Here is a 25,580-nt window from a genome sequence, read left to right on the forward strand (position 1 = left end):
ACAGAAAGATGAGGTGGCACAAAATGGGAAAAGCAAAGCGATTTATATCGCTGTTCCTTGCACTTGTTTTGTGCGTTTTTTCAATCACGCCAGCCTACGCTGATATCTACCCGGCACAGACATCTGTATGGGTGGCATCTAATCAGGATGAGACAACGGTGATTGATGCTTTATTGGAGACCCCGACGTCGGAGGAGACTCCCGCACCAGAGGAGACCCCCGCACCGGAGGAGACCCCGACGTCGGAGGAGACTCCCGCGCCAGAGGAGACTCCCGCACCAGAGGAGACCCCCGCGCCGGAGGAGATCCCCGTGCCGGAGGAGTCCCTCGCGCCGGAGAAGGCTCCTGTTCCGGAGGATTCCCTTGTTTCCGAAGAGTCACAAGATCACGGGGAAGCCTCTGCATCGGAACATCCCGTATACCAGGACGGCGTGATCCTGCTGTATACATATGAACAACTATGTGCAGTAGGTAGTGGTTTGCCTGTTTTCGCTGGTGATGCCACAGAGCTGGGCAGCGGTGAAGCGGTTACCGATGAGCAGGGCAATGCGGTGATTTATGGGCTAGAGTCCGTTTATCAGCTAATGAATGACATCCTGCTGGATAGCCAATCCGTCTGGACCTTGCCCGAAGGATTTTCGGGACAATTTGTTTCCGAGGGAACTGGAGCTGAACCCACTTTATACGACTCGGGCACCGATACAATTTATGTTTATAACAACTACCAGTTGCTTACCATGGCTTCTGAGAATGCCGCTCTGGAGCCGGTAATGAGCGGAGATGTGACCCCCGAACAGTTTGGGATGGGCAGTTTCGTTTATCCCCAGAATGATGACGCTGGAGACAGCCGAGCTGTTTCGGATAAATATCTGACCTATGACCCATCACACAGCTATGTACTATCCCGCCAGTTTACCGAGCAGATGCCGGAGATGATTGCAACAGCGTTGGCAAACGGAACTGCGGATACAGAACAGCTCGGCGGGCGTATGCATATCGGTCAGGTATATGCGGAAATCGCAGGCAAAAAGTATATTCTTATTGGTAATGCAAAACAACTGGAAGCTATCGGCACAGATGCACAGGTGGCGCCTATGCTGTTTGTGCGTACAGAGGTTAAATTTCTCATCGGGCTGATAAAGAAGACGACTCTGATTCCTTACTATCCGGGCGATGCTGATCTTTCGGTGAAAAGCTTTGAGGGCACCGGGATTACCTATAATGATATCGAGCCCGAATTGATGGACTTTCAGTACTTCAAACAGGATCCTGAACCATTTGGCTTGTGGAATCCAGACTTCGATGATCCGGGATTAATTGAAATGGTAGTGGGAATTCTGGGGAATGTACTGGAAGGCGTCCTTTCAATTGTGGCGTCCTCAGACTCCGAAATCGTTGGTCTGAAAGGCGCCAACACATCTGACCCCAGTATTGGCGCCGCCAGTGGCGGAGTCTTTGGCGGAGAAACGGAATACATGGAGTATTCCGAAATTCAAAACATCTACAGTGATTTAAAATACTCCGCCAATGGAAATTACATCGTCTTCCGCGATATTGATCTGAACGAGTTGAACAATGATACCAGTCAGTCGAACTGGACACCAATGACTTTTTGCGGCACTATCATCGGTGCTAAGGCAGAAAATGGGGAAATGCTGACGGATGGAACTACGATCACGGCCACTGGGCGGCCCAGCATTTCCAATGTTCGTGTATTTCAGAACACGCCGCTGGACGTGGGTGAACGGATGGGGGTTGGCTTTTTCGCTACTCTGTACAGCGAAACAGGTGAGATGACAGGTAGTACTGGTGTTCCCTCCTTTGGGAGTGCTGGCACAACAGTAGTTTCAAATCTGATTTTGAATTCGCCAGTCGTATATACAACCACCACTGAGACCGAGTATCAGCAGACGTTGCTCAACGGTCTTCTGTCTGGACTGGGCTGGGTGGTCGGCGGTGTGTTGGATGACCTCTTGAAAGTCTTGGGCATCGAAGTGGGATTGCAGGATGTTCTCACGGACCTGTTAAACGCCCGCAAAGCGGATCCCACAGCCCTTGCCACCGGTGCCTTGGCTGGACGCGTTCAGGGGGATGTACAAATTACGGGTTGTTCTGTAATAAATCCCAGTATCATCAATAACAATTCTACCACCGGCGGATTTGTAGGTTATTCGGAAGGTGTAACAAGTTATGCTACCGAGGGCATCGGGACGATCGTAGATTTGTTGTCTGGCATCCTCAATGGAATTCCCGGGCTGGGTTTGGGGGATCTGATTACTATCCTGCTGGAGAATGGTCTCGCTGTGGACAGCCTTGTTCCTACCGGCTATACCGCCCCTGTGATTTCGGGCTGCAGCGTCGAAGGACTGAACGGAACACTCGGCAATGAAAAAAGCGCTTATGCGGGTGGTTTTATCGGCTTACAGGTCGGTACAAAAATAACTGACTCTTCTGTGAGTGACGGCAGTTATACTGTTTCGAGCAGTAGTTACGGAGGGGGCTTTGTGGGCCTAGCCCGGGATGCGGAGATTAAAGGACTTTTGTCCAATCTCGGAGTGGAACTGTTTCGGTTGTTCCTCCCCCAGAGCTTGCTCTTGAATTGTAGTGTGGATGCGACTTCCGTCACAGTCACGGGAGGTGAGTACCAGGGCGGATTTGTGGGAGCGTTGGCCAATAGCTATGCCGTCAATGATTCGATGACGGCGGCCATTGCTGTCACCGGCTCACAAATGGCAGGATCTGCAACTACGGGTAGTAGTGTCGGTGGTTTTGCCGGCATCGCTACCACCGGTTGGGTGACCAATTTGGGGGCTGGAGAAAATACAAATAATGGTTTGCTGGAAAATGTGGGCGATCTGTTGAGTGACCTCCTTAGCCAAAATCCTGGGCAGGCTCAGATGCTGCTTTCTTTGGCCGGAATTGCGCCTTCCGCTGTGATGGGCTGCCGGATTAACGGAGAGAACGCAGCGGGATATTCCGTAACTGTTGCAGGCAACGATTATGTAGGCGGAATGCTGGGCAAGGGCGACGGTGTCTATTTGACATCCTCTGCATCTGAGAATATCGCCAAGTTGACCCCTCTTAATGAATTGCTTACAGGACAGGCAGTGACAGCCAATAACTGCGCCCTAAATGGCCTTACTTCTGTCACGGCTGGCGGAGACTATGCCGGAGGCATTGCCGGCTCTTTGGGTGCAGCCAGTGTTGGCGGATTGCTGAACAATGCCGTGGGAGTGGCCTCTTTTCTTGGGTTCACCGTCAGTGACTTTCAGCTCGTCGGGCCAGCCAATGGCTTGACGGTGATGGCAGACCGTTATGCCGGCGGCGCCTTTGGTGAGGCCGTGGGCGGCAATGCAGTCAATGTGTCTGTGGGAAACCTTTCCAAGGTGACCGCCGCCAATTATGCCGGTGGATTTGTAGGGGTTTGCGGACCGGGTGATTTGGCCGGCACAGGCGGCCTGACTCTGAATCTATTGGGGCTGGACAACCTGTTGACGGTGGACAGCCTGCTCTCGGTCATTCCGGGGGTAAAAGTGGAACTCACGGAATGTTCCGTGACGGGCATAGAGGCCGGTTTTGATGTTCAGGCCACCGGAACGGATACCACAGTCGCATTGGATTATGTGGCTGGCGGATTTGCCGCACACTGCAACAGTGCGAAGCTGGTGAACTGCCGTGTAGACAAGTTGGCCAGTGTAACGGCCGCAAACCAACAGGGCTATGCCGGCGGTTTTGCGGGCGTTTCCCGTACTGGAGGTCTTGCGGAACTGGCTGATCAGGAAGGAAACCTGGAAGTAGGCGGAAGTCTGATCACGGCTGAAAACCTGCTGGGAACAATTGACTACATGATCCCCATCTACACCAACTGCACCGTTACCTATGTAAACGGCGGCTATGTCCAGGCAGATGTGGCCGGCGGATTTGCCGGCGACTTCCAGAGCGGCAAACTGAATAACCAGAGCCGCGGTGAGGGAAATTACTACGCCGTTTACAACATCGACTCTATACATGGACAAACCTATGCCGGTGGCTTCGGCGGTAAGGTGTACTCCGGGGCCCTGGCGGATGCCGGGGGCGGCATTTCCATTCTGGGAGGCAGCGGAATCAGCATCAACGCCTCTCAGCTGTTGAATGTAATTCAGGCGTATGTACCCTATGTACAGTATGCCGGGGTGAAGTCTGATAACGGATTCACCGTCACGGCCAACACGCTGGATGATCTGGACAGCCGTTCCGGCAGTGCCGGTGGGTTCATCGGTTACTCCAGCGGTGCACAGATCTCGCACTGCGACGTAACTGCTCTCAAACATACCACGGTCACCCCGCCGGATGACCTGGAGGCAGTAAATGCTCCGGACTACTTTAATGAAAAAAGTGCCTACGCCGTCATCGGCGGGCGCTACGCCGGCGGTTTTGTGGGTTGCATGGATATTGGCAGTGCAGCCTCGGTGGGAGATGGACTGGGCGTATTAGGAACCAGTATTCAGCTGACGGATGTGCTTGGTGCGCTGGATGTGGTGGTTACCACCATTGAACATTCGGATGTGACAGGTGCTGTGGGCGGTTATTCTGTGTTGTCCAGCCAAACAGACAGCAACGGTGCACTGGGGCACGCCGGCGGTTTTGCCGGTGCCATCTATGGCGGCCACATCCAGAACTCCAATGCCCATAACTTTGAATACATCATCGGTCAGATCTCTGCCGGTGGTTATGTGGGCGAGATGGAGCCCGGTGATGTGGCAAAACTCCTTGGAGAAGGCAGTATCCTGGACAAAATCGTCAACATCAAAGAAAGTGTGGCATCTCTGCTGCAAACCTTTGTGCCCACCATCCGTAACAGCAGTACCGACGCAGTGCCCTGCGGCGGCGCTGTGCGGGCACAGGCAGCCTCGGATGTGAGTATTCAACGGGGCATGGCTGGCGGCTATGTGGGCCACAACATGGGCGGTAGTATCTGGGGACTTAACACCGACCCTTGGAAAACTGCTACAGCTCCCTACACCGGACCCACCAGCCTGTGTGTGGCTGATCGGATCCGCTCGGTCTACGGTGCGGAATATGCCGGTGGCTATACCGGCTTTATGGAAGCTGCGGACACCGCCAATGTTGGTGGCCTGAGCATTCTGAACGGCCTAATTGAGGTTGGTAACATCCTTGGAGCGCTGGGCGTGGTTTATCCCAACCAGGATAATACCGCCGTCCATGGCCCGCTGGCCGACCTCACGATGGACATCTGGAACAGCTGGGTAGAATATGTGGGTATCTACGGCGGTTACGGCTATGAGTTGGCTCAGATCGGCAAGGTGAACAGCCAGGAAGAGTTGGATGCCAAGCTGGCTCAGTATATCTATGGCTTCAACGTGGTGGCCGGGCGCAGCCAACAGGATGTTGTGCTATCCAATCCGGGCGGCGATGCCGGCGGCTATGTGGGGCTGATGCAAAGCGGTACCCTCACCAACTGCATGGCCTATGACGTAAAACAGGTCACTGCGCGTGGCGCGGCGGGCGGCTTTGCCGGACGCATGGAGACCGGCGGCGCGGCGGAGTTTGGCTCTGTTTCTATTCTGGGATTGGATTTGAACGTGGGACAACTGGTCGAATTGGCCGAACTATTTGTTCCCGCAGTCCGCAATTCCTCAGTGTATGGCTTTACATCCGGTATGTCGGTAACTGCTACCGGGACCCCTACTCCAGGGGATGATGTGGGTTATGCCGGAGGTTTCGTTGGCGCAGCCTATGGCGCGCAGATTCAGATGAACAACGGTGACACGTCCACGGATGCGGGCCTGTCGGGAACCGCCAGCTGTGATGTGAAAAATCTGCGGCGGGTTACTGGCCGAAATGCCGTGGGTGGCTATGTTGGGATTGCCTCGGCGGCTTCGTTGGCAAAGGTGAACACCAATGCCTCGGACGGATTGCTGCAGGGGATTCTCAATTCCGTTATCAGCAAGGCGGGTGACCTGGTTCAGGTGCTTCCCGCTACCTACACCACCATTCACAAGGCATCCGTCTCTCCGGCAGATACTCAGTGGGGCTTTGTAGTGGATGGAGCTTATACCACCGATACTGCAACGGTACAGTATGCCCCCTATGTGGGCGGTTTTGCAGGAGTCATCCAGGCAGCCGTTCTGGGCGAATCAGATGCGGCGGAGACAGTTCTGGACGTCACCGGCCTGCGCAGCGTGAGCGGCGGTTTGTACGCTGGAGGCTTCTTCGGCTTGGCGGACACCGGCGGGGTAGCGGAAATCTCCGGTACCGATGCTGAAGGCAGTGCCACCGATGTTCTGGGCCAGCTGTTGAGCTTGGGGAACCTAGCCGCGCTGGATGTACTGCGTTGCTATATCTACCACGCCGACGTTATCGGTGTGCCTGATGGTTTTACCGTCCAGGCAAACAGCCAGAACAGCGAAGGTATTCTGGACGAGACCCGATATACCGGTTGTGCCGGCGGGTTTGGCGGCGGCCTGATGAATGGCACCGTCCAGAACAGTGCTGTCACCAACCTGTCCACTGTGCAGGGCCTGAACTACACCGGCGGCTTCGTTGGCCATATGGGCAAGAGCGGCGTGGTGGATGTGGATGATGTGACGGTGCTGGATAAGCTGCTGGGTGCCACAGCAGGTGTGATTGACCTGTTCGGTTCCCAGGTGTTTGACAGCAGCGTGACCGGCATCGCAGCCGGTGCGGTGGTGAAAGCCACCGGTGGCAGCGATGCCATTGCCGGCGGTTTTGCAGGCTACAGCGACTTGGGACGCATCCAAAACTCCAGCGTGGACAGCCTGAAAAAAGTCACCAGCGATCAGATTGCCGGCGGCTTCATCGGAAAGACCGATATGGCGTATCTGGTCAGCGTAGGGGCGGATTCTCCGCTAGTGAAAGCGGTATTGAGAATCGTCAATGAACTGGTGAAAGCGCTTTATCTGAATGACACCGGCCTTGCAAGCATCGATCTGGTGGATTTGAATCTTGGTGTTCTGGAAGTGGAAGTGCTCAATGAGGGGAACACCCTGAAGGTAGAACTTCTTGGCCTGCCGATTACTGTGGCGCTTTCCAAGAAAGCGGATAATCCAAACCAGCAGACCGATGTGGCCATTGTCACCATTGGCGATTCGGTGGTGCGTCTTCCCTGTGACGAAAATGGTTTGACAGAAGACGGCGAGAAACAGTTGGCAGAAGCCGAGATCAACCTGATCAAAGGCAACCGGACCGAGCTGGATAGTTGCATCGTCACCGGCGTGGCTAACGGCTATGATGTCTTTGGCGGTGGCGCTACGCAGGATGCAGACGGAACTCATGTCAACGGTATTACCGGCGGCTTTGTGGGCTATAACCACGAGGGTAAGATCAGCAACTCCACGATGGTTCTGTGCGACACAGTGCGGGGCACGGAGAAACTGGTTGGCCCCTTCACCGGCTATAACGATTTGAAATCGGTGTACTGGTTCAATGACATTGCTTCCATTGAAGGCGAAGGAAACCAGTACTCCATCTATCGCCCGGCAGATGATGAGCTGAATGAAATTACAGTAGGTGAATCCCCAATTTCTGTCACATTGACGCGGGAGAATGTTGGAGGAACATCCTACAACCGGTACACCATAGATCACATTAACTCCTTCCAAAATGTATTGGATACCGGCAAGGAATTGCAAATCTACGACTTGTTCAAGGCTCTGGATGGAGCGGTGGAAACCAGCGTGGTAGACGAAACCCGGCAGCGCGAGCTGAACGCCTATATCAGCGATTCCAAAGCAGTGCTGATGCAGGATGCAAGCTCTCCGGACAATCCGCCCACCACTGTGCCGGAGCCTGGCGAAAACGCTGACCCCTGCTCGGAAGATGTGGATCTGACCATCCAGAAAATCTGGGATGACTGGTTTGATTTGGGGCAAACACGACCGGAAAATGTTACCATTACAATTTATCAGCAGAAATTTGATGTAGGAGGCGTATCGCTCGGCGATAAAACGATTTACAAAGAGCTTACCTTGACTACTGAAAATGCGGAAGGCATTTGGTCTGCGGTCTGGAGTGCCGTTGTGAGTGCGCCTGTTTATGACTTCGATGACCTCAACGATAATGGCGTCCGGGACGAGGATGAACCCATTACAGCCTACTACGTCTACACGGCAGAGGAAAAAGTCGTGCCACCTGGCTACACAGTCAGTTACGACACCTATGACCCCAGCCATGCAGGCGATTATGAATTGACCATCACCAACAAACTTGCCATCCGGCTACCGGATACCGGCGGAATAGGAGACGGATTGTTTGTGGTTGTGGGAGTAGGGATTATGTTGCTGGCTCTGACGATGCGCAAGCGTCGGAAAGGGCAAAAGGAGGTGCGATGGACGTATCACACCGGTTCATAAAACCGGTTTCTGTAAAAATCACACCTTCAAAAAACAGAAAGGATGTACGATATGAAATTGTTCAAACGTGCTGCCACATTCTGCATGGCAGCTGCAATGGCTCTGAGCCTGAGCGTTACCGCATTTGCGGCTGGTAACGGCGGTGACCGTACGCTGACTGTGACGGGCGATACGCTGGACAACAAGAAGGTTTTTGCCGTCCAGATGTTTGATGCCCGCGTGGAAGGCACAGGAGACAACTACACTTTCGACAGCTACGTGTTGGCGGATGAGGATTGGCTTACTTTCTTCACCACTGATACAGGAAGCGGCGGTGTTGGTCTGACGGATCAGGATAGTGACGGCGATGTGGACACCGATGATGCCCGCGCCTATGTAGAATCTCTGCAGGATCAGAACTTGGCTGATTTTGCTAACAAGGCTCAGGCATGGGTGCGGAGTCATAGCAGTAACTTTACCGTGCTCGAAGTTACCGCCAGCAATGATAGCGCCACCTTCGCTGAATTAAAAGCCGGCTACTACCTGGTGTATCCCGAGGGCGGTTCTACCGGTAACGACAGCCGTGGCACCGACGCCATGCTGGTGAATGTGCCTCGTGATAACAATGCTGAGTGGCACATCAAGAGTGTATTCCCCACCGTGGACAAGAAGGTTGACACCGACAACGAGGGCGCAGGTGATCCAGCTGACAACGGTTCCGCGCAGGTCGGCGATGTTGTCACCTTTACCCTGACCTCCGCTGTGCCCGACATGAGCGATTACGACACCTTCTACTTTGCTTTCAACGATACCTTGTCCAATGGTCTGAAAGTCGTGAATAATGCCGGCCAGGATGTCGAGGATGGGACCGGTATTACTCTTGACAGCCTGACTGTCACTATTGGTGGAAAGTCTGTCACCAATGGATATACAGTTAATCTGAGCAGCAATTCGCTGGAGATTGAATTTACGGATCTGAAAACCGCTACCATTCAGGATGGAACTATTACCACTGGTGCTGCCATCGTGGTCACCTATAAGGCTATGATTACCGAGGCAGCTACTACCACCAACCCCGCCAACAACGAAGTTAAAGTGGAGTACAGCAACGATCCCAGTAATACTACCCATGGCACCTCCACCCCTGATGAGACCGACGTTTACACCTATGAGATCAAGGTGAACAAGTGGGCTACCGATGCTGGTGGTCAGACCGGCAACCTGGCCGGCGCCAAGTTCATCCTGAGCACCAGTGCGACTGCCCCCACTGCGGATGAAATTGCCGATGACTATGTGAGCTATACTGGAATCATTAAGCTGATCGGTTCCGGCAATGCTTACCGTGTAGCGAAGCCTGGTGAGGAGGGCGCTGTGACCTCTTTCACCACTACTGCCACCGGCGACATCACCATCTCTGGCCTGGAAGGCAGCACTGATCCGGGCACTACTTACTATCTGCACGAAATTGAGGCTCCTGCTGGATATAATAAGCTGAAGGATCCCGTTGCCATCGTAATTATAATTACCGATCTCAGCACCGGCACCGCCACCATCACTGTGAATGGAAATACTGCTACTGGTGATGGCAACACCACCGTCGATGTGGAAAACAAGAAGGGCATTGAGCTTCCTGAAACCGGTAGCATCGGTACCATCGGCCTGACTGTGGCCGGTGTGGCTGTTGTACTGGCCGGCGTGATGCTTCCCCGCAAAAAGAAGAACAAAGAGCAGGAGTAATCCATGAAAAAAGATACACTGTGGCGGCTGGCGCGGCTGCTGGTGATCCTGCTGGGGATCGGCATCCTCGTATATCCGTCTCTCAGTGAATATCTTTCCGAGCTGAACGGTAGCCGGGCCACGGCTTCCTATGACGATTCCGTTCTTCAGTTGGAACAGGATCGGCTGGACCAGTTGCTGGCTCAGGCACAGGAATACAACCGCCAGTTGGCCGGTACCAGTACCGGAAAAGCCCCCTTGAGCGACGACGAGGGCAATCCTATTACTCCGGAAAGCTACTGGGATCTGCTCAATGTGGATTCCGCCGGCATGATGGGATATATTGAGATCCCCAAGCTAAACACTACCATTCCCATTTACCACGGCACCAGCGAGGCTGTTCTGCAGGTTGGCGTAGGCCATCTGCAGAATACCTCTCTGCCGGTGGGCGGCGAGTCTACCCATGCGGCACTTTCCGGTCACCGGGGCTTGCCCACCCGCAGTCTTTTTACCGATCTGGATCAGATGGAGGTGGGGGACCGATTCTATATCAAGGTGTTAAACGAAACCCTGTGCTATACGGTCGATCAGATTCTGACCGTCCTGCCACACGAAATGGACGCTCTGGCCATTGAGGAGGGAAAGGATTACGTCACGCTGATCACCTGCACGCCATACGGCATCAACTCTCATCGGCTTTTGGTCCGCGGAGTCCGAACTCCGTACGATCCACAGCAGCACCAAAACGAAATTGCGGAAAGCACCTCTTACCTAAGCAGTATGCCGGCACAATACAGGCATCTTCTTATTGGAGTTGTCGTGCTCGTCGCTGTGTTGCTGCTGCGTTTTCTGGTGTGTGCGGTTCTGAATATCAGGAAAAGGAGGAAACACCAACATGAGTGACAGTAAAAATTCGTTGAAAAGGCTTCGCTTTTGTACTGTGCTTGTGATGCTGCTCATGCTGATTGGGATGTTTCCCCAATTCGTGTACGCACAGCAGCCTGTGGGAAGCATCCAACTGGATTGTCATGTGCAGAAGGGGAATGATACCATTCCCCTTTCCGGTGACACCTACTCCATCGTTCCCATCGCAGAAATCGATGTGAAAGAGCAGGGCGAATCCCTTCTTCTCGACTACCGCATCAAAGAAGGTTTTGAAGCCTTTGATTGCGACTGGGCCGCTCTTACTGACGGTGCCCGACTGGATAAGGCTTTGAAACTAGAGGAGTATTGCAAAAACAATAACCTCCTGACAACAAAAAAAATCAGCGACTCGAATGGAATCCTTCGATTTGACGATCTCTCTACCGGATTGTATCTGATCGTCCGTGTGGAGGCGGCAGAGGAAAATGCAGAGTACTCAACACCGCCCTTCCTTGTGGATATCCCGACGCTCCTGAATGGAGTTCTGTACTATGATTTAAAGTCGGTTCCAAAGTTTGAAGGACCGGATACCTCTCCTCCTCCGCCTTCGCCGTCACCGAGCACTCCGCCTGCCGAGGAAGACCCTGGTGTCAACAAACCGGCTATTCTTCCACAGACTGGCGATAATAGTGCAATCGGATGGTGGCTGCTGGTGCTGGCGATCAGTTTCGGTGTTATAGTGGGGATTTCCATTTATAAAAAGAGAAGACGGCACTGATTTCTATGCAATAAGGCGACAGAGCCCACTGATAACAGCGGCCTCTGTCGCCTTGTTTTTTTACAGCAAAGCACAATCGCGAGCTGTTTCATGGAAAGAAATAAAGGTTTCTGCCTTTGTGTACGGCGGCGCGTCCGATACAGCAGAATGAGAATTTCTATCCTGCTATTTCAGTGCTCAAAGCTGGATGAGCGCAAAATGCTTGACACACTGTAAGAAGTCCTTCATATTGATGATTAAAAACCATTGGACTGATTGCATTGGGAAGGAGCTTACATGAAAAAATTTGATTTTCTCCGACTTTTCCAGATTATTTTTGCTTGCGCATTTGTAGTAAGCGCCTTTATGGTCGCTTCTCTTCTTCTGCGCGCCTATCGTGAGCAGAAAGCCTTTGATAATTTAGCTATGCTGGTTGACAGCAATACGGCTTCCGATGATTTGTTGTCGGCAGATTCTGAAACCGAATTTATTTCTCCCTATATTCGCCTAAAAGAGCAAAACGAGGATTTCTACGGGTGGATCTCAATCGAGGGGACGAGAGTGGATTATCCGGTTATGTATACGCCGGAAGATCCCGAATATTACCTACGGCGCAGCTTCGATGGGAGCAGGGCAGAAAGCGGAGTCCCCTTCTTGTCGGCCGATTGTTTTGATGGATGTGGTAACTACCTCATCTATGGCCATAACATGAACAATGGCACCATGTTTGCGGACATTCTTTCCTATGCAAAAAAGGATTTCTGGCAGAAACATCCGGTGATTCAATTTGACACGCTGGACGGCGAAGGAAAGTATGAAGTAATGGCTGCGTTTTACGCACAAGCCAATGGCGTGGAACAAGATGTTTTTCCATATTATCAGTACACTGATCTGACGAGCCAGAAAGTTTTTGATGAATATTTGCAGCAGATCTCTGGTGTTGCATTATACGATACCGGTATTACAGCAGAATATGGCGATGTATTGATTACTCTATCCACCTGTAGCTATCATGCAGAGAATGGAAGGTTTGTCGTTGTAGCCAAAGAAATGGAAAAGTGAAAAACATGATAGAACCAAGCCGCTTTTCCCGTCGCAAACAGCGAATCCGCAGTTAGGAAACTATTTGTGGAATGCAAATTGTAGACGGCTTGCTTTTGATACGTGCCTTGGTTTCAAGCTTTATTCCTAACATATGTAGGCAGGTTAGTTCAAAAGCTTTTGCCAAACCATGGACAGCAAAAAATCAGGGAACGCTGCTTCATGTGCAGCGTTCCCTTTGGCTACTAAATATAGTTTAGAAATTGGGAATTGGAGCGAAGATAGGTTCTAGCTTTTGCAATCCATGCAGTAACATGATTTGCCGGGGCACCCATTTTTTCTCCAATCTCCCTGCTATTGTATCCTTTTGCCTTTAATCTAAGGGCATGGATGCCTTTAGAAGTTACACCAGTGGTCATCTTCTCCGCTCGATTGAGTGCCGCGTCTAAATCCCTATAATCTATATCGGTCATTAGGCAGGAAGTTGAAGGTTCTGTTATTAACCATGGATCCATGGAAAGCTCTTTTGCTGAACGTTTTGAGGCATACTCTATCGCTGTACATATTTCGTTCCAGATCAAGCGATATGCATAAGTTGAAAAAACTCCACCCTTATCTGTAGCAGCTGCTTTACACAGGCCAATACAACCGATCTGAAATAAATCATCATATGTAAAAATCCCCAACTGATGAGCTCCGTGCACTTTATCGTGAAGGACTTTATGAACCAACTTGATGTTTTCGTTAACAAGATTCCGCTGTTCGTTGTTTAACCGTATCATGATATCTCCTCATTTGGACATTCTGATCCTGTTGTTCGTATCGCTGCAGCATACGCTTGCTTTCGGCTATCACAAGCCTACAGGAATACTCGCCCAGGTATCCAATATGTGCTTGTGACTGCGGAACCTGAAGAAAGGCCGCAAGCCAAATATAGGCATCTCGTTTTGCCATATATCCGTTTTGATGAAGCGCATCAAAGCAACGATGCGTTTGAATACGCAATGCCCGAAGTTCACGGTTGGCAGGAGTGCCTAACGGGAATGCACTCCCCGGCTTAGTTCGCACATAAGTATCACAATTGGGGTAATTTCTGCAAACATAAAGCTTTACATTCTGCGAATTCTCTTGATATATACCATCCGCGCTTCGAAGAATCATGGGTGCCTTACAATAAGGACACCGCATTCTGCTTGGATTAATCCCTTTCTTTTTTTTCATGATGCGTTACCTTTCTTCATCCGGAAATAGAAAAAGAGCCGGAAAACTGCATAGGAAAACAAGATGGCAAAGGAGATTTCCAAATCATCTCCAGCATCTTGCTGATCCCAGCAGCCTTCCGGCCCTAAATGATCAGATGTGACTTGCGCCGTGTGGATCGCTCTGTGCGCGAAATCCGATACAGTTCCCCGCCCGCAGGGAGGGTCTGACTCCGGGAGCTCTTCCGAAGAGACTGTATGCCTGAGCGCAAGCCCCTGCCACATCTTCAGAATAGCATACCAAACGGCAAATGTCAAGCCTATTTGTTATAATTTCAATTATAAAAGCACAAAACATTACCAATCGGTTTGTGTTTTGCGTTTTCAAATCAGTCTGGGAGCGGTTTCATTGCTTCCCAATATTGCAGTAAGCAATACCACCTCCTATTCCAACACAAACGCCTGTGGCAAAAACCAGCATTCCGACCATCACAAAGATAGGCCATGTCTCCTTGTCTGCGTTCGTGGCACATTGGTCCTCCTGAGCCAGAGCGGAGGACGCATCTGTTTCCTCCGGGAGCGTAACGGTCAGTGTATCATCTGACATATTTGAAAGAAAATAATTTTTGCTTCCGCCTATCTCCAAATGGAGTATTCCATTTGAATCAACTTGGATGGTGTCTGGGTAAAGCCCCATATCTGTACGGAGCTGAAACTCGGTGCCGGCCCAGTCTATGCCCAATTGAATTTCAAGGTACGACGGTTCCAGTATTTGCAATTCGGTTCCGTCGGTATCCGCATAAGCTGTTTGGCCCATAAAGATGCATAAACAAAGGAGCACCAGCAATATGGTTGTTCTCGCTTTCATTCTGCCTCCTCTGGATATTAAGGTCACGATGATTTGATCAGTTCATTCAAAACCATGTCAACTTCATCGTAGGAATTGATAGAAAGGTTTGTTTCAGCCAAGTAAGATAATGTTCTCGACCATTCCGGAAGAGAAACACTATCTTTATTTGGCATACAGATCAGCTTGAGTAGTGTATTGTGACGGTAATACATCACAAGGCGCAGATTTGATACTACAGTATTTTGCTCCCGTGCCAGTCTATCCAACAGATGCTCCGTCTGTCTCATCCCCTTCGTGAACGCCAATACAGTTCTACAAATAATCACCACTCATTCGTTTCAACCGCAACTACTACTGTTCTGGCTCCGTCCCAGTCATATGCACAAGTGATGAGTGTAAGTAGTGTGAGGTCGCTGTTGGGCATGACATCGGTATCCTGCAGCATTTGCTTTGCAAATGTAAGGAAGTCATTATCGCTTTGGAACATGGTTTGGTTAAACGGAAGCTGTGTTAAGTCCGTTTTCATCGCGGACACAACGTGGAAATAGCGTGTGCCATCCGCCGTATGCAGTATAATCTGTGAATGCTCTTCGCGGAATTCTGCATCAAACATATTGCGAAGGCACGCAAACATCGATCCATCCGCTCCATCCGACATGTTGTGACCAAAGATCACCAAATTGCGTGAATCGAGTGTACAGTCGTATTGAAAAAACAGGCTGCCTGCCATGCGCCAAGTATCATCGTAATTGCGCCGGAGATAGTGCTCCGGATCTTCCGCACTGCTCTGCAGAACAGGATAATCGATTACTGTCCCCGGTACAGTGAGCCAAGCCTTGATATCCGGGTACTGTCGCTGCATAGCGCGGATATCTACGGAAGACTCCTCGCCAACAGAATCTCCGGGGCTTGTGGCCCCGGAGACGGTTTCAGAATACTCGTCTTTTAGATCCGCAGCATCCCGGGCGGTCAGCTGCGGTCGGACAATCATAAGCCAGATCAGGCCAATCAAAGAAATCCCCAGTATTCCATAGAGAAATCCTTTTAGAAAGTACCTCATTGCTCGTGATCCTGCTGCTCCTGCTTCGAATCATCGTCGCGCAGGGCAAGGTCGCGCTTGCGGCTCATAACCAGAATACCGACAGCGGCTCCGGCTGCTACCACACCGAGCGCAACCGGCAGCCAGGGCAAGTCACCGGTCTGAGGCAGTGTCGGGGGGGTCGGAGTCGGGGTTTCCGGAGTAGGCTGCTCAGGAGTGGGAACGCGGCTGTCATACATGACAACAGTCTGGATTTCACCAGTCGGTTTGACCTCAAACTCAATCTTCTCTGCGACCAGATACCCATCAGGTGCGCTCTCCTCGATCAGCACATACTTGCCGGCGGGGAGTTTTTCGATGTAGTAGGGCTTATCCGAGGAGACCCAGCTGGCAATCACATTGCCGTTTTCGTCTTTGATGACCAGGTGGGCACCAGGCAATTCCTGTTTGGTGGTGATATCCTGCTTGGAAATCTCAACACGGATGATATCATCACGCATAACCACCATGCTGTCTTCCATCTTCTCCCAGTGGTCAAAGATCAACCAGTCCTTACCGGTGCAGACATAAACATCTGCAGCATTGATGAGATCGCCGTCCTCATTCTTACTCTGAACCAGTTTGAACCGGATGTCTTCTGCAAGCGCATAACCAGGTGCCGGGTTTGTCTCGGTCAGGGTATATACCTTGTCGAAGAGCAGACCACGGATCTCCACAGGTTCTTCACCGCTGATCCATTCTCGAACCACATTGCCGTCCGTATCTTTGATCGTCAGTTTTGCGCCGGGAAGTTCCTCATCCCCAGTCAGCTCGCGCTTGGAAACGTGGAAGGAGGTTGCATCATTCTGGAAAGTCGATTCAATGGTGACAGTAGCGGATTCTGCGCCTGCATAGGTGAAGGTAATCTCTGCATCCGGAGCGTCCAGATAATAGCCGTCCGGTGCCTTAATCTCGCGAATGATATAGTTGCCGCTGTTCTTGGTGTGATCGGCACCAGTCCCGTAGATGTTTTCAGGGATATAGACGTCATCGACACCATAGTACTGGCCGCGCATCGGCAGATCGCAAACGAAGGTGGTGTGACCGTTCTCATCCGTCGGTGCGGAGGTGGCAATTAAATCTCCTGCGTGGAAGAGCAGCTTGCCATCCGCAGTATAGATGGGGTCGGTAGTAATCAGGTTGTATACAGCGCCTGCGACCAGCTCACCGGTCTTGATATCCTTTTTGTAGACATCGATCTCCGGTTTAACGCGCTCATTATGGAAGCACAGCACATGCGCTTCGGCCTCCGCAGAGCCCGCCGCGCTGGCGTTAACAATGCTGAAAGTTGACGTCCGCGATTCGGAGCCGTCGGAGGGATACTCCGTAATGGTGTAGGCCATGACCACGTCGTTCAACTGGCTGTCCCACTCAAATGTCACATCGTAACTTTGGGTGGTGTCCGCAAAGCCATAAGGTGCCTTGGTCTCCTGCACGTGATAGGTCCCCAACGGGAGGGTGACGATTACTTCACCCACAGTTCCATCGTGGATCACCGACAAGAAATCATAGGTGGCCTGAGTACGGCCCGGACGGAATACGTTGATGTCGCTGGTACCGTCACCGGTAGTGACGACTGCCACCACATCGCCTTTCGCATACCACAGCGTCCTCTCCCCGTTCGCATTCGTCTGCCAATCCTGCGTGTAAATATCCTCTGCCGCAGTGATGGTAAACTCTGCGCCGGCTACAGGCCGTTCCTCATAAACAAAGTGGCCCGGGCGCGCCATGCCGGAGAACTCAGGGTCGAGGATCTCGCCGTTTTCCTCCTGCCAGCCAATCAGGACTTCACCGGTCTTGCGGATTTTGAGCATTCCCAGCGTTTCGTTGTTGGCATAGTTTTCGTCGATGACCAGGATATCCTGGCTGTCTTCGCTGTCATCGCCGGTCGCTTTATACGCCCGGTCTGTGGTGACTGCAAAATCAACGTAGAAGCTGCCGTCAGCGAATCGGCCGGTATCGTCGATCTGAAGGTGGCCATCTTCATAGACAGCCGTGGCCGCCCACTCATTGTAGAACCCGTTGGGCCCGTTGATCTCCACCAGGCGGTAGTGGCCGAGCGGGAGTTTCTCAGGAAGCACCAGGGTACCGGTATCATCCGTGTAGAAGGTGTCAACGTTTTTAGGCACGAGCGGATTGGTAGTATCGGTCATGGTAACCAGCTTGGCATGCCCCTGGTCGTCAAGAATGTGATTCCCCTGCTCGTCCATCCAGTAAATCTGGAAAGCGGCGCCTTTGAGCAGCACCGGTTTCCCGGTCTCCTCATCCAGCTTAGTTACACGAAGATAGACTTCGATCTCTTCATCCAGAATCGTGTACTCCTGATAACTGCCGGACGGTTTCTGCTCGCTGTCTTTCGGGTTGGCCATGCCGGACTGGGGTACAGTTTCGTCGGCGGGATCGATCGTGACGATGAACGGCTGCGCCTGGAAGACATCCGCAGGGGTCGTGCTCTCCACAACCAGGTATTGTCCATAGGGCAACCCCTCCACGCGGATCGTGCCGATCTCATTGGAGAAGATTTCGGACAGCACATACTCGTTGGGACGGCCAGTGGCCACCCAGCCATCGCCAGAACCATTCTTGAAATCGCCGATGGCCTTCAGTGTTGCGTTGTAGTCCGCGATCTGGTCGGCGTCTACCTCATAGGTCTTGGCAATGGCCTGTGTTTCGCCGCTGAAGTCGTACTTGGGATGATCCTGGTCGTACTGCGGGTTGATGTAGGCGTCCAGAATCGAATGGATCAAATATTTGCCGCTGTGGCTCTGGGCAAACTGCTCTTCTTTGCTAAGATCCGAAATCAGATAGAGCGTAAAGCCGGCGCCTTCCAGTTTGACGCCATCGCTGGAACCGGTACTGGAGACCCGTTTGGTCAGTTCCAGATTACCCTTCATAACCTGGTCCTGGGATTCAGCCAGCGCATTGTTCCGGTGCAGGTGGTAGTAGGCGCTGTACGCCGTGGTAGCAAAGCACACCAACCACGATATACCGTTCTACGGTTTCAAGCAGCAGTTTGAAATAGTTCCAGCCAATCGAAATAAGCAGAATCAGCAGCAGAATTGGAGCAATAACGGTTACTGTCGATGCGATTGTCAACAAACCATTGCTGAGAGTCTCCTCAAGACCCGCAAAAGTAAAGTCCTCGCTGGTCATGCTGAGATCCAAGAGTGCCGTATATGGCGCACGCGCAATGTCCAATGCCACCATAAATATCGGTCTTGCATACCCGATAAGCAGGGCAAAAATAGAGCTACGCACGATTAGATGCAGCGGGTGTTCCGCCTCGGTTATGGGACCTCCAAACGTCCGAAACAGCTGCCAGACCGTAATCAGGAACAGGACCGCCCATGCCATATACTGCATGACCGTGTATGCCACCGTGATAAAGGGAAAGTATTCCTCCATAACGGTCATATCGGCACCCAAAGCGTTCAGGAACAGCCCGGAAACAGCATCCATCAGCGAAGAGGCAATGCTGGAGATCCAGGTGATGATTCCTTCAAAAATCCAGTCTAACATGCTGGTTCACTCCTTGCTTTCTTTTTGGGGCCCGCTGTCAGGGTGTGTACTGGCCGCCGGAGATCAGCGGCTGCAGGTAAGCAACGATGAAGCCCAGCGAGTTCAGTACGATCCAGGTGATAACAATGCGCTTGAGCCAACCCGTGGCTTCGTCAACAGCCCGCTGATTCCGCGAAACCATACGGATAATCAGTGCGATAGATGCTACTGTGACGCCTACGATTGTGCTGATGGCTACCAGCTCGCCATAGACATCTTGCATGATCGTGGAGAATCGGCTCCAGATATTCTCACCACCGGTCGCAGCATCTTCTGCGAATACTGGCTGTGCGGTAAGCATCGTCATGTAGAGGATGCTAGCAGTGGCGCAAAAAAACGGCTGCAAGCGCCTTTTGCACAGCGAATAGAGTTTTTGCATAGATATGTCCTCCTGTTTTTTCGATGAAAAATGCCGCTTCTAAAGCATTATGCTTCAAAAGCGGCGTTTTCGTTTTGTCCTACTTTGGGACAATATCAGTATACCTTTTTCGCATTTACATGTCATCGGCGCCCACCTTGCCAATTTTATGCCTTTTCCTTTGCCATCGCATTTTCATCAAAGGCTTTCGAGCAACGTGAGGATCTCAAGCCAGGAATCAACCTCGTTGGAAGGAGCGGACCACAAACGAATTGACAGAATGGTGATGGCCTGCTGACGAAGCCGGTAATAGTGACGTGAGGAGATGTCAAGCCGGTACAGCAGGTCAGCATGGCTCAGTTTTTCGGGGGCCAGGTAGGTTTGGTAGATGAGTTCATACATTTTGGGGCCATTGTCAGGCTTTCGTTTCAGAACAGTCAGAGCCTCGTTGACCCGATCCAGCAACAAACGGGACTTTTTTACGCTTTCCAAGCGACTCTCCAGTTTGCGGTTCCCAAGACCCATTTCCAGATCCATCTTTCCGAGCAGAGAGTCCAGATCCCCCAGCGGGTGATCCAGTTCCGCAGCAATCGTGTCGGGGAAACATTCCAGCGCCCATGCGATATTCCGGTATTGTTCCAGGAGCAGCCTTGTGTTGTGATACATACGACGCTGCTTTTCCTGCTGGGCTTGCCGAATCCGTTCGTCCTTGATCTGATCGTTTCCCAGAATTCCTCGCTGCGTCAAAATCCGAATGAAAGCATCGGACTTTTCTTGTATCTGCTGTTCTTCTTGTTCGTATAATGCCTTTTCGGCAATCGATTGTTTCTTCATTACAACTCTCCTTATCTTGTCGTTCGTTGAAAATCAGTTCAGATGTTTTCGATAGAACTTCACACTCATTGCAGTCATACATACAGTTCTTGCAATTCCAACACAGAGAAAAATACGCGTATTTAATAGAGTGCGAAACTGCAACGCGAGCATTTTCGTTCTGTGCTGGGACGCAGCTCGGTTCACCGCTTAGTTGTCTGCTATACCACAAAACCATCTTGCAAAGACGGGCATGGTCTGTGCCAGAAATGTGCGTATTCTGACCCATAATGCGTATTTTGGTCAAAATACGTTCAACATCGGCCTGTTTCGGCAATTCAGAATAGGGTTCGGTCGGATACAGGGAATTGAATACCAGGCACCCAAAGGCGCCGGGGAGACGGTAAAGAGGAAAGGCACCCTCATGTTTTCTGAAAAACCTCCAGACCTTAGTCCGTTCCCAGCCCCAGCGTTGACCGAGATATTCAAGTGTCAGAACTGCCCCGTATTCACCAAACTGAACTGCCGGCGCTAAAAAAGAAAACGCATTGCGTGAATCTTGCCATGTTGTGTGGCACCATAGATCTAGCAATGCGTCTGCTTCTTCAAATTTGTAGTTATGCTTGACAAGCCTCTGTGTGATATTGCGCGGGAGGCAGAGGAAACCATACCCATCTGTGGCATATACTGTTCCGGCTGAGCATCCCTGGCCGGAGCAGCTGATGACCCAGTCGCAGATCTGGTAATCCAATCGTTTGGTCTTCTGATCCAGGCTATACCTTATATAACCGAGCGATTGTAGCTGATCCATAATCTGAAGCGCCTGAGCACGTCGGCGAACTCCGAGGATGCTTTTTAGGCCGACGATTCCACCAGACCACATTCCGGGCACAACTTCATTGTGATAGCCACAATAACATGCCGTGCCTTTTCTGAATGCTGCCCGAGCCGCGAGTCTGCTCCAATAACCCAATATGCCCTTGCCCTGAGGAAGTTGGGCTCTGGGAAGCTTGACCCAACGATATTTAAGCAGGCACTTCATGTCATGGTTCCTCCTGATTGCAGGTTTGGTGTGATGATCTTTGGAACGGTGTGTTTAGATGCGGACTCTTAACCCCTCCAGGTTACTTGTTTTTATGCCGACCAGATACCAGACTCTCCCCAGTTCAATTCGGGTGGGTATCCACCGGCGACCAATCAGAACATCGAAAGTCGTGCCGCAGTGCAGGCCCCCATAATAGTCCTCCAATCCGAAGCGGATATCAATGCGGTCATTTTCTTGATCGTAAACCAAAACACCTTGTTTCATTGCAAGTCCTCCTTCGACTACCGTGGAAAAAGAAAAGCCAACCCCAGCAATTTGGGATTGGCACTTAACGAAAATATTCAAGTGTGTTGCACTGGCTCAGTGAGTTGTTGCGGTCGGTGTGTTATACACCATTTGGTATCCTCTACACCATTTTTACACCATTTTCACATGTGATTTTATCCGGCCTATATTGACTTGTGTTTTTTTGAAAGCGAAAAAAGTCGCATTCTAAAGCTGTTTTATGGTGTTTCATGGATTTATATGGAGATTTTGAAGAAAGGAATATGAACCACGATACCTAATTTCATGGCTTGAAACTCCTTAAACATTAAACTTCTGGTGTATGGCAGGCGGCGGCCTTGTTGGGCCGCCGCGCGGTTTCGCACCCATCATTATACCCAATCCCGGCGGTTTGCGCAACGGCGATTTGCCACCTGCCGCCGGGTTTTTGTCTTTTTGAGGGGGGAGCGTTCTTTTTTTGTCCATATTTCTATTGTATAATAAATACAATTACCGGAAACAATTCGGGCGGCGCGGAGGATTTTTTGCGCCGCCCGGTAAATGAAAAAGGAGCGGGAGAATATGCCCAACCAGAAAATTTTGATCGTGGATGATGACCAGAACATCTGCGAGCTGCTGAGACTGTATCTGGCAAAGGAAGGCTACGAGACTCTGATCGCCCACGACGGCGAAAAGGCGCTGGAGCTGTTTGAACAGAACAAGCCCAATATGGTATTGCTGGACGTGATGATGCCCAGGATGGACGGCTGGGAGGTCTGCCGCCGCATCCGCGCCCAGGCAAACACCCCCATCATCATGCTCACCGCCAAGGGCGAGACATTCGACAAGGTGCTGGGCCTGGAGCTGGGGGCGGACGATTATGTGGTCAAGCCCTTCGATTCCAAAGAGGTGGTGGCCCGCATCAAGGCGGTGCTGCGCCGCTGCAACCCGGAGGATTCCGCAAAGGACGGCGTGATCCAGTTCGAGAACCTCTCGCTGGACATGAGCCGCTACGAGCTGAAGGTGAAGGGCAAGGTGGTGGAGGCTCCCCCCAAGGAGCTGGAGCTGCTGGCCTATCTGGCCGGCCATCCCAACCGGGTGTTCACCCGCGACCAGCTGCTGGACGAGGTGTGGGGCTTCGAGTATTACGGCGACTCCCGCACCATCGACGTGCACATCAAGCGCCTGCGGGAAAAGCTGGAGGGCGCCAGCGAGCAGTGGAGCCTCAAAACCGTGTGGGGCGTGGGCTACAAGTTTGAAGCAAAGGATTGATCGCGTGTGAGAAAAAGCATCAGTTCCATGTATTTCAGCACCACCGCCATTCTGCTCATTGTGAGCACGGCGGTGATGGGCCTGATCCAGATGTATCTGGTGATGGGCTATTTTCAGGAGGACAAACGCAGCACCCTGAACGACGTGGTGCAGGTGACCGCCATGCAGGTGCAGGAGGGCTCCCCCCTGCGCCGCCTGCTGGAGGATGAAAACGCCCGCTCCAGCGTGCAGGATCAGATGCGCCTGATCGGCCGCACCAGCAGCACCAACCTGCTGCTCACCGACGCCTCCGGTCAGGTGATGCTGTATACCCAGAACGAGGCCGAGCAGCTGATCGGCAGCCAGGTGGACGCGGACATTCTGCGCCAGGCCCAGGAAGAGGACGGCTTTTTTGAAACCGGCAATCTGGGCGGGCTTTACGGCGGCAAATACTACACCGTGGGCCGGGTCATGCGGGATGAATCCGGCGCCGCGGCGGGCTATGTGTTCGCCTCGGCCAGCGCGGCCAGCCTGAATGTGTTCGTGAGCGACATGTTCTCCATCTTCGTGCTCAGCGCCGGGCTGCTGCTGCTGGCGGCCAGCCTTCTGGCCATCTTTGTGACCAACCGGCTCACCACCCCGCTGCGGCGCATCAGCGAGGCCGCCCGCAAGTTCGGCAGCGGCGATTTCAGCGTGCGCGTTCCGGTGGACGGCAACGACGAGGTGGCCCAGCTGGCGGTGACCTTCAACAACATGGCCCGCAATCTGGAAACCATCGATTCCTCCCGCGCCAGCTTCATGGGCAACATCGCCCACGAGCTGCGCACCCCCATGACCAGCATCAAGGGCTTCATCGACGGCATGCTGGACGGCACCATTCCGGACGAGCTGCGCCAGCATTATCTGGGTCTGGTGAGCCAGGAGGTGGGCCGGCTGACGCGTCTGATTCAGAACATGCTGGACATCTCCAAGCTGGAGGCGGGCGAGTACCGGGTGAATGCCCAGAGCTACGACATCTGGGAGAGCATCACCGGCGTGGTGTTCAGCGCCGAGCAGCGCATCCAGAACCAGCATGTGGAGATTCAGGGCCTTGCCCCCACCCGCACCATGGTCTACGCGGATCAGGATCTGGTGTATCAGGTGGTCTACAACATTCTGGACAATGCCATCAAGTTCACCCCGGAGGGCGGCTACATCCGCTTTTCGGTGAAAAAGAGCGGCGGCATGGTCACGGTGTCCATCCGGAATTCCGGCCAGGGCATCGGGGCGGACGCGCTTCCCTTCGTGTTCGAGCGGTTCTACAAGGAGGATAAAAGCCGCGGGCTCAACGCCCGGGGCAGCGGCCTGGGGCTGCACATCTGCAAGATTCTGGTGGGCCTTTCCGGCGGCAAGATCTGGGCCGAGAGCGAGGAGGGCCAGTGGTGCCAGTTCAACTTCACCCTGCCCTGCGAGGCCCCGCCTGAGCAGCGGCGCAAACAGACCGGAAAAAAGTAAAGGCAATACCGCACGATTCACGGCTGACGCTCCATCGCCGGGAAGAATGCGCTATTTCCCCAAAAAACAGCCAGCGCGGTTTTCGGAAATGTCCGGAAACCGCGCTTTTGTGCAAAAAACGTGAAAAGGGTTATGGCGGTTTGCTTTTTAGCGGGAAATAGGATAAAATTATACTGTATATCCTTGCGCACGCTCTGACGTTTTACAATTTGTAGAGCGGGCCCGTTGCGCATGATCCATAAGGAGGACCTTTCCCATGACTCAACTGAGCCCCTCGATCCTTGCGGCGGACTTTGCCCGCCTGGGTGAAGAATGCCGCCAGGTGCTGGACGCGGGAGCCGACATGCTGCATTTCGATGTGATGGACGGCTGCTTTGTGCCCAATATCAGCTTCGGTGTGCCGGTGCTGCAAAGCCTGCACAAGGCGCTGCCCGATGCCTTTTACGACGTACATCTGATGATTCGCCGCCCGCTGGACTATGTGGACGCCTTTGTGAAGGCGGGCGCAAGCTGCATCACCTTCCATCTGGAAAGCGAAAGCGACGCGGGCGAAACCATCGACGCCATTCATGCCGCCGGCTGCAAGGCGGGCCTGTCCATCAAGCCGGGCACCCCGGCCGAGGCCGTTCTGCCCTTTCTGGACCGGCTGGACCTGATTCTTGTGATGAGCGTGGAGCCGGGCTTCGGCGGCCAGAAATTCATGCCCGGCGCACTGGATAAGCTGAAAACCCTGCGCGCCGAGTGCGACGCCCGGGGCCTTTCGCCCTGGCTGGAGGTGGACGGCGGCGTGGATGCGGTGACCGGCCCCCAGTGTGTGGCGGCGGGCGCGAACCTGCTGGTGGCAGGCAGCGCGGTATTCGGCAAGGCCGACATGGCCGGCGCGGTGCGCGGGCTGAAGGGCCTGTGAGAAGCCCGAATCTTACAAGGAAGGGAGCAGTGCA

17 protein-coding genes are annotated in these 25,580 nt (G+C 52.6%); 8 read left to right on the forward strand and 9 right to left on the reverse strand.

The window, feature by feature from the left end:
- Positions 1–23: 23 nt before the first annotated feature.
- The 5 genes from ACESYO_RS10535 (at position 24) to ACESYO_RS10555 (ending at position 12,750) form a co-directional block, all read left to right on the forward strand.
- Positions 24–8,372 carry an LPXTG cell wall anchor domain-containing protein gene (locus ACESYO_RS10535; RefSeq protein WP_373209984.1) on the forward strand — a complete coding sequence of 2,783 codons (8,349 nt, stop codon included), beginning with the start codon at positions 24–26 and terminating at the stop codon, positions 8,370–8,372.
- Between the two features lie 51 nt (positions 8,373–8,423).
- Positions 8,424–10,088, forward strand: coding sequence for a SpaH/EbpB family LPXTG-anchored major pilin (locus ACESYO_RS10540; protein ID WP_373209985.1), 1,665 nt, complete (start codon positions 8,424–8,426; stop codon positions 10,086–10,088).
- A 3-nt stretch (positions 10,089–10,091) separates the two neighbouring features.
- Positions 10,092–10,970 (forward strand): class C sortase, encoded by an 879-nt coding sequence (locus tag ACESYO_RS10545; RefSeq protein ID WP_373209986.1) that lies wholly within the window; start codon positions 10,092–10,094, stop codon positions 10,968–10,970.
- Positions 10,963–11,709 (forward strand): LPXTG cell wall anchor domain-containing protein, encoded by a 747-nt coding sequence (locus ACESYO_RS10550; RefSeq protein WP_373209987.1) that lies wholly within the window; start codon positions 10,963–10,965, stop codon positions 11,707–11,709. The genes ACESYO_RS10545 and ACESYO_RS10550 overlap by 8 nt, the downstream gene beginning before the upstream one ends.
- Before the next feature lie 276 nt (positions 11,710–11,985).
- Positions 11,986–12,750, forward strand: coding sequence for a class B sortase (locus ACESYO_RS10555; RefSeq protein ID WP_373209988.1), 765 nt, complete (start codon positions 11,986–11,988; stop codon positions 12,748–12,750).
- 224 nt (positions 12,751–12,974) lie between these two features.
- On the opposite strand, the gene ACESYO_RS10560 is transcribed toward ACESYO_RS10555, so the two are convergent.
- From ACESYO_RS10560 to ACESYO_RS10600, 9 genes are all read right to left on the reverse strand, one after another.
- Positions 12,975–13,511, reverse strand: coding sequence for a sigma factor (locus tag ACESYO_RS10560; RefSeq protein ID WP_373209989.1), 537 nt, complete (start codon positions 13,509–13,511; stop codon positions 12,975–12,977).
- Entirely contained in the window at positions 13,474–13,950 is a 477-nt protein-coding gene (locus ACESYO_RS10565) for a zinc-finger-containing protein (protein WP_373209990.1), read from the reverse strand. Before ACESYO_RS10565 ends, ACESYO_RS10560 begins: the two co-directional genes overlap by 38 nt.
- Before the next feature lie 384 nt (positions 13,951–14,334).
- A complete protein-coding gene (locus ACESYO_RS10570; protein ID WP_373209991.1) occupies positions 14,335–14,796 on the reverse strand; it encodes a hypothetical protein in 462 nt (153 codons plus the stop codon).
- Between the two features lie 304 nt (positions 14,797–15,100).
- Positions 15,101–15,838 carry a class B sortase gene (locus tag ACESYO_RS10575; protein ID WP_373209992.1) on the reverse strand — a complete coding sequence of 246 codons (738 nt, stop codon included), beginning with the start codon at positions 15,836–15,838 and terminating at the stop codon, positions 15,101–15,103.
- Positions 15,835–18,750: an MSCRAMM family protein gene (locus ACESYO_RS10580; protein WP_373209993.1), complete on the reverse strand. Its 2,916-nt coding sequence runs from the start codon at positions 18,748–18,750 to the stop codon at positions 15,835–15,837. The genes ACESYO_RS10575 and ACESYO_RS10580 overlap by 4 nt, the downstream gene beginning before the upstream one ends.
- Before the next feature lie 16 nt (positions 18,751–18,766).
- Complete coding sequence (locus tag ACESYO_RS10585) at positions 18,767–19,375, reverse strand: hypothetical protein (RefSeq protein ID WP_373209994.1); 609 nt, start codon at positions 19,373–19,375, stop codon at positions 18,767–18,769.
- Between the two features lie 37 nt (positions 19,376–19,412).
- Positions 19,413–19,793 carry a hypothetical protein gene (locus ACESYO_RS10590; RefSeq protein WP_373209995.1) on the reverse strand — a complete coding sequence of 127 codons (381 nt, stop codon included), beginning with the start codon at positions 19,791–19,793 and terminating at the stop codon, positions 19,413–19,415.
- 177 nt (positions 19,794–19,970) lie between these two features.
- The gene (locus ACESYO_RS10595) at positions 19,971–20,606 is read right to left on the reverse strand and encodes a hypothetical protein (protein WP_373209996.1); all 636 of its coding nucleotides are present in this window, start codon (positions 20,604–20,606) and stop codon (positions 19,971–19,973) included.
- 1,075 nt (positions 20,607–21,681) lie between these two features.
- Positions 21,682–21,894, reverse strand: coding sequence for a DUF5348 domain-containing protein (locus ACESYO_RS10600; protein ID WP_373209997.1), 213 nt, complete (start codon positions 21,892–21,894; stop codon positions 21,682–21,684).
- Between the two features lie 582 nt (positions 21,895–22,476).
- Here ACESYO_RS10600 and ACESYO_RS10605 point away from each other — a divergent pair.
- The 3 genes from ACESYO_RS10605 (at position 22,477) to rpe (ending at position 25,546) form a co-directional block, all read left to right on the forward strand.
- Positions 22,477–23,166 carry a response regulator transcription factor gene (locus ACESYO_RS10605; RefSeq protein ID WP_058962789.1) on the forward strand — a complete coding sequence of 230 codons (690 nt, stop codon included), beginning with the start codon at positions 22,477–22,479 and terminating at the stop codon, positions 23,164–23,166.
- A 6-nt stretch (positions 23,167–23,172) separates the two neighbouring features.
- Positions 23,173–24,639 carry a sensor histidine kinase gene (locus tag ACESYO_RS10610; RefSeq protein ID WP_373209998.1) on the forward strand — a complete coding sequence of 489 codons (1,467 nt, stop codon included), beginning with the start codon at positions 23,173–23,175 and terminating at the stop codon, positions 24,637–24,639.
- A gap of 256 nt (positions 24,640–24,895) precedes the next feature.
- Entirely contained in the window at positions 24,896–25,546 is a 651-nt protein-coding gene (gene rpe / locus ACESYO_RS10615) for a ribulose-phosphate 3-epimerase (RefSeq protein WP_058962786.1), read from the forward strand.
- Positions 25,547–25,580 lie beyond the last annotated feature (34 nt).

Source organism: Allofournierella massiliensis, assembly GCF_964241245.1.
GTDB classification, from domain to species: domain Bacteria; phylum Bacillota; class Clostridia; order Oscillospirales; family Ruminococcaceae; genus Allofournierella; species Allofournierella massiliensis.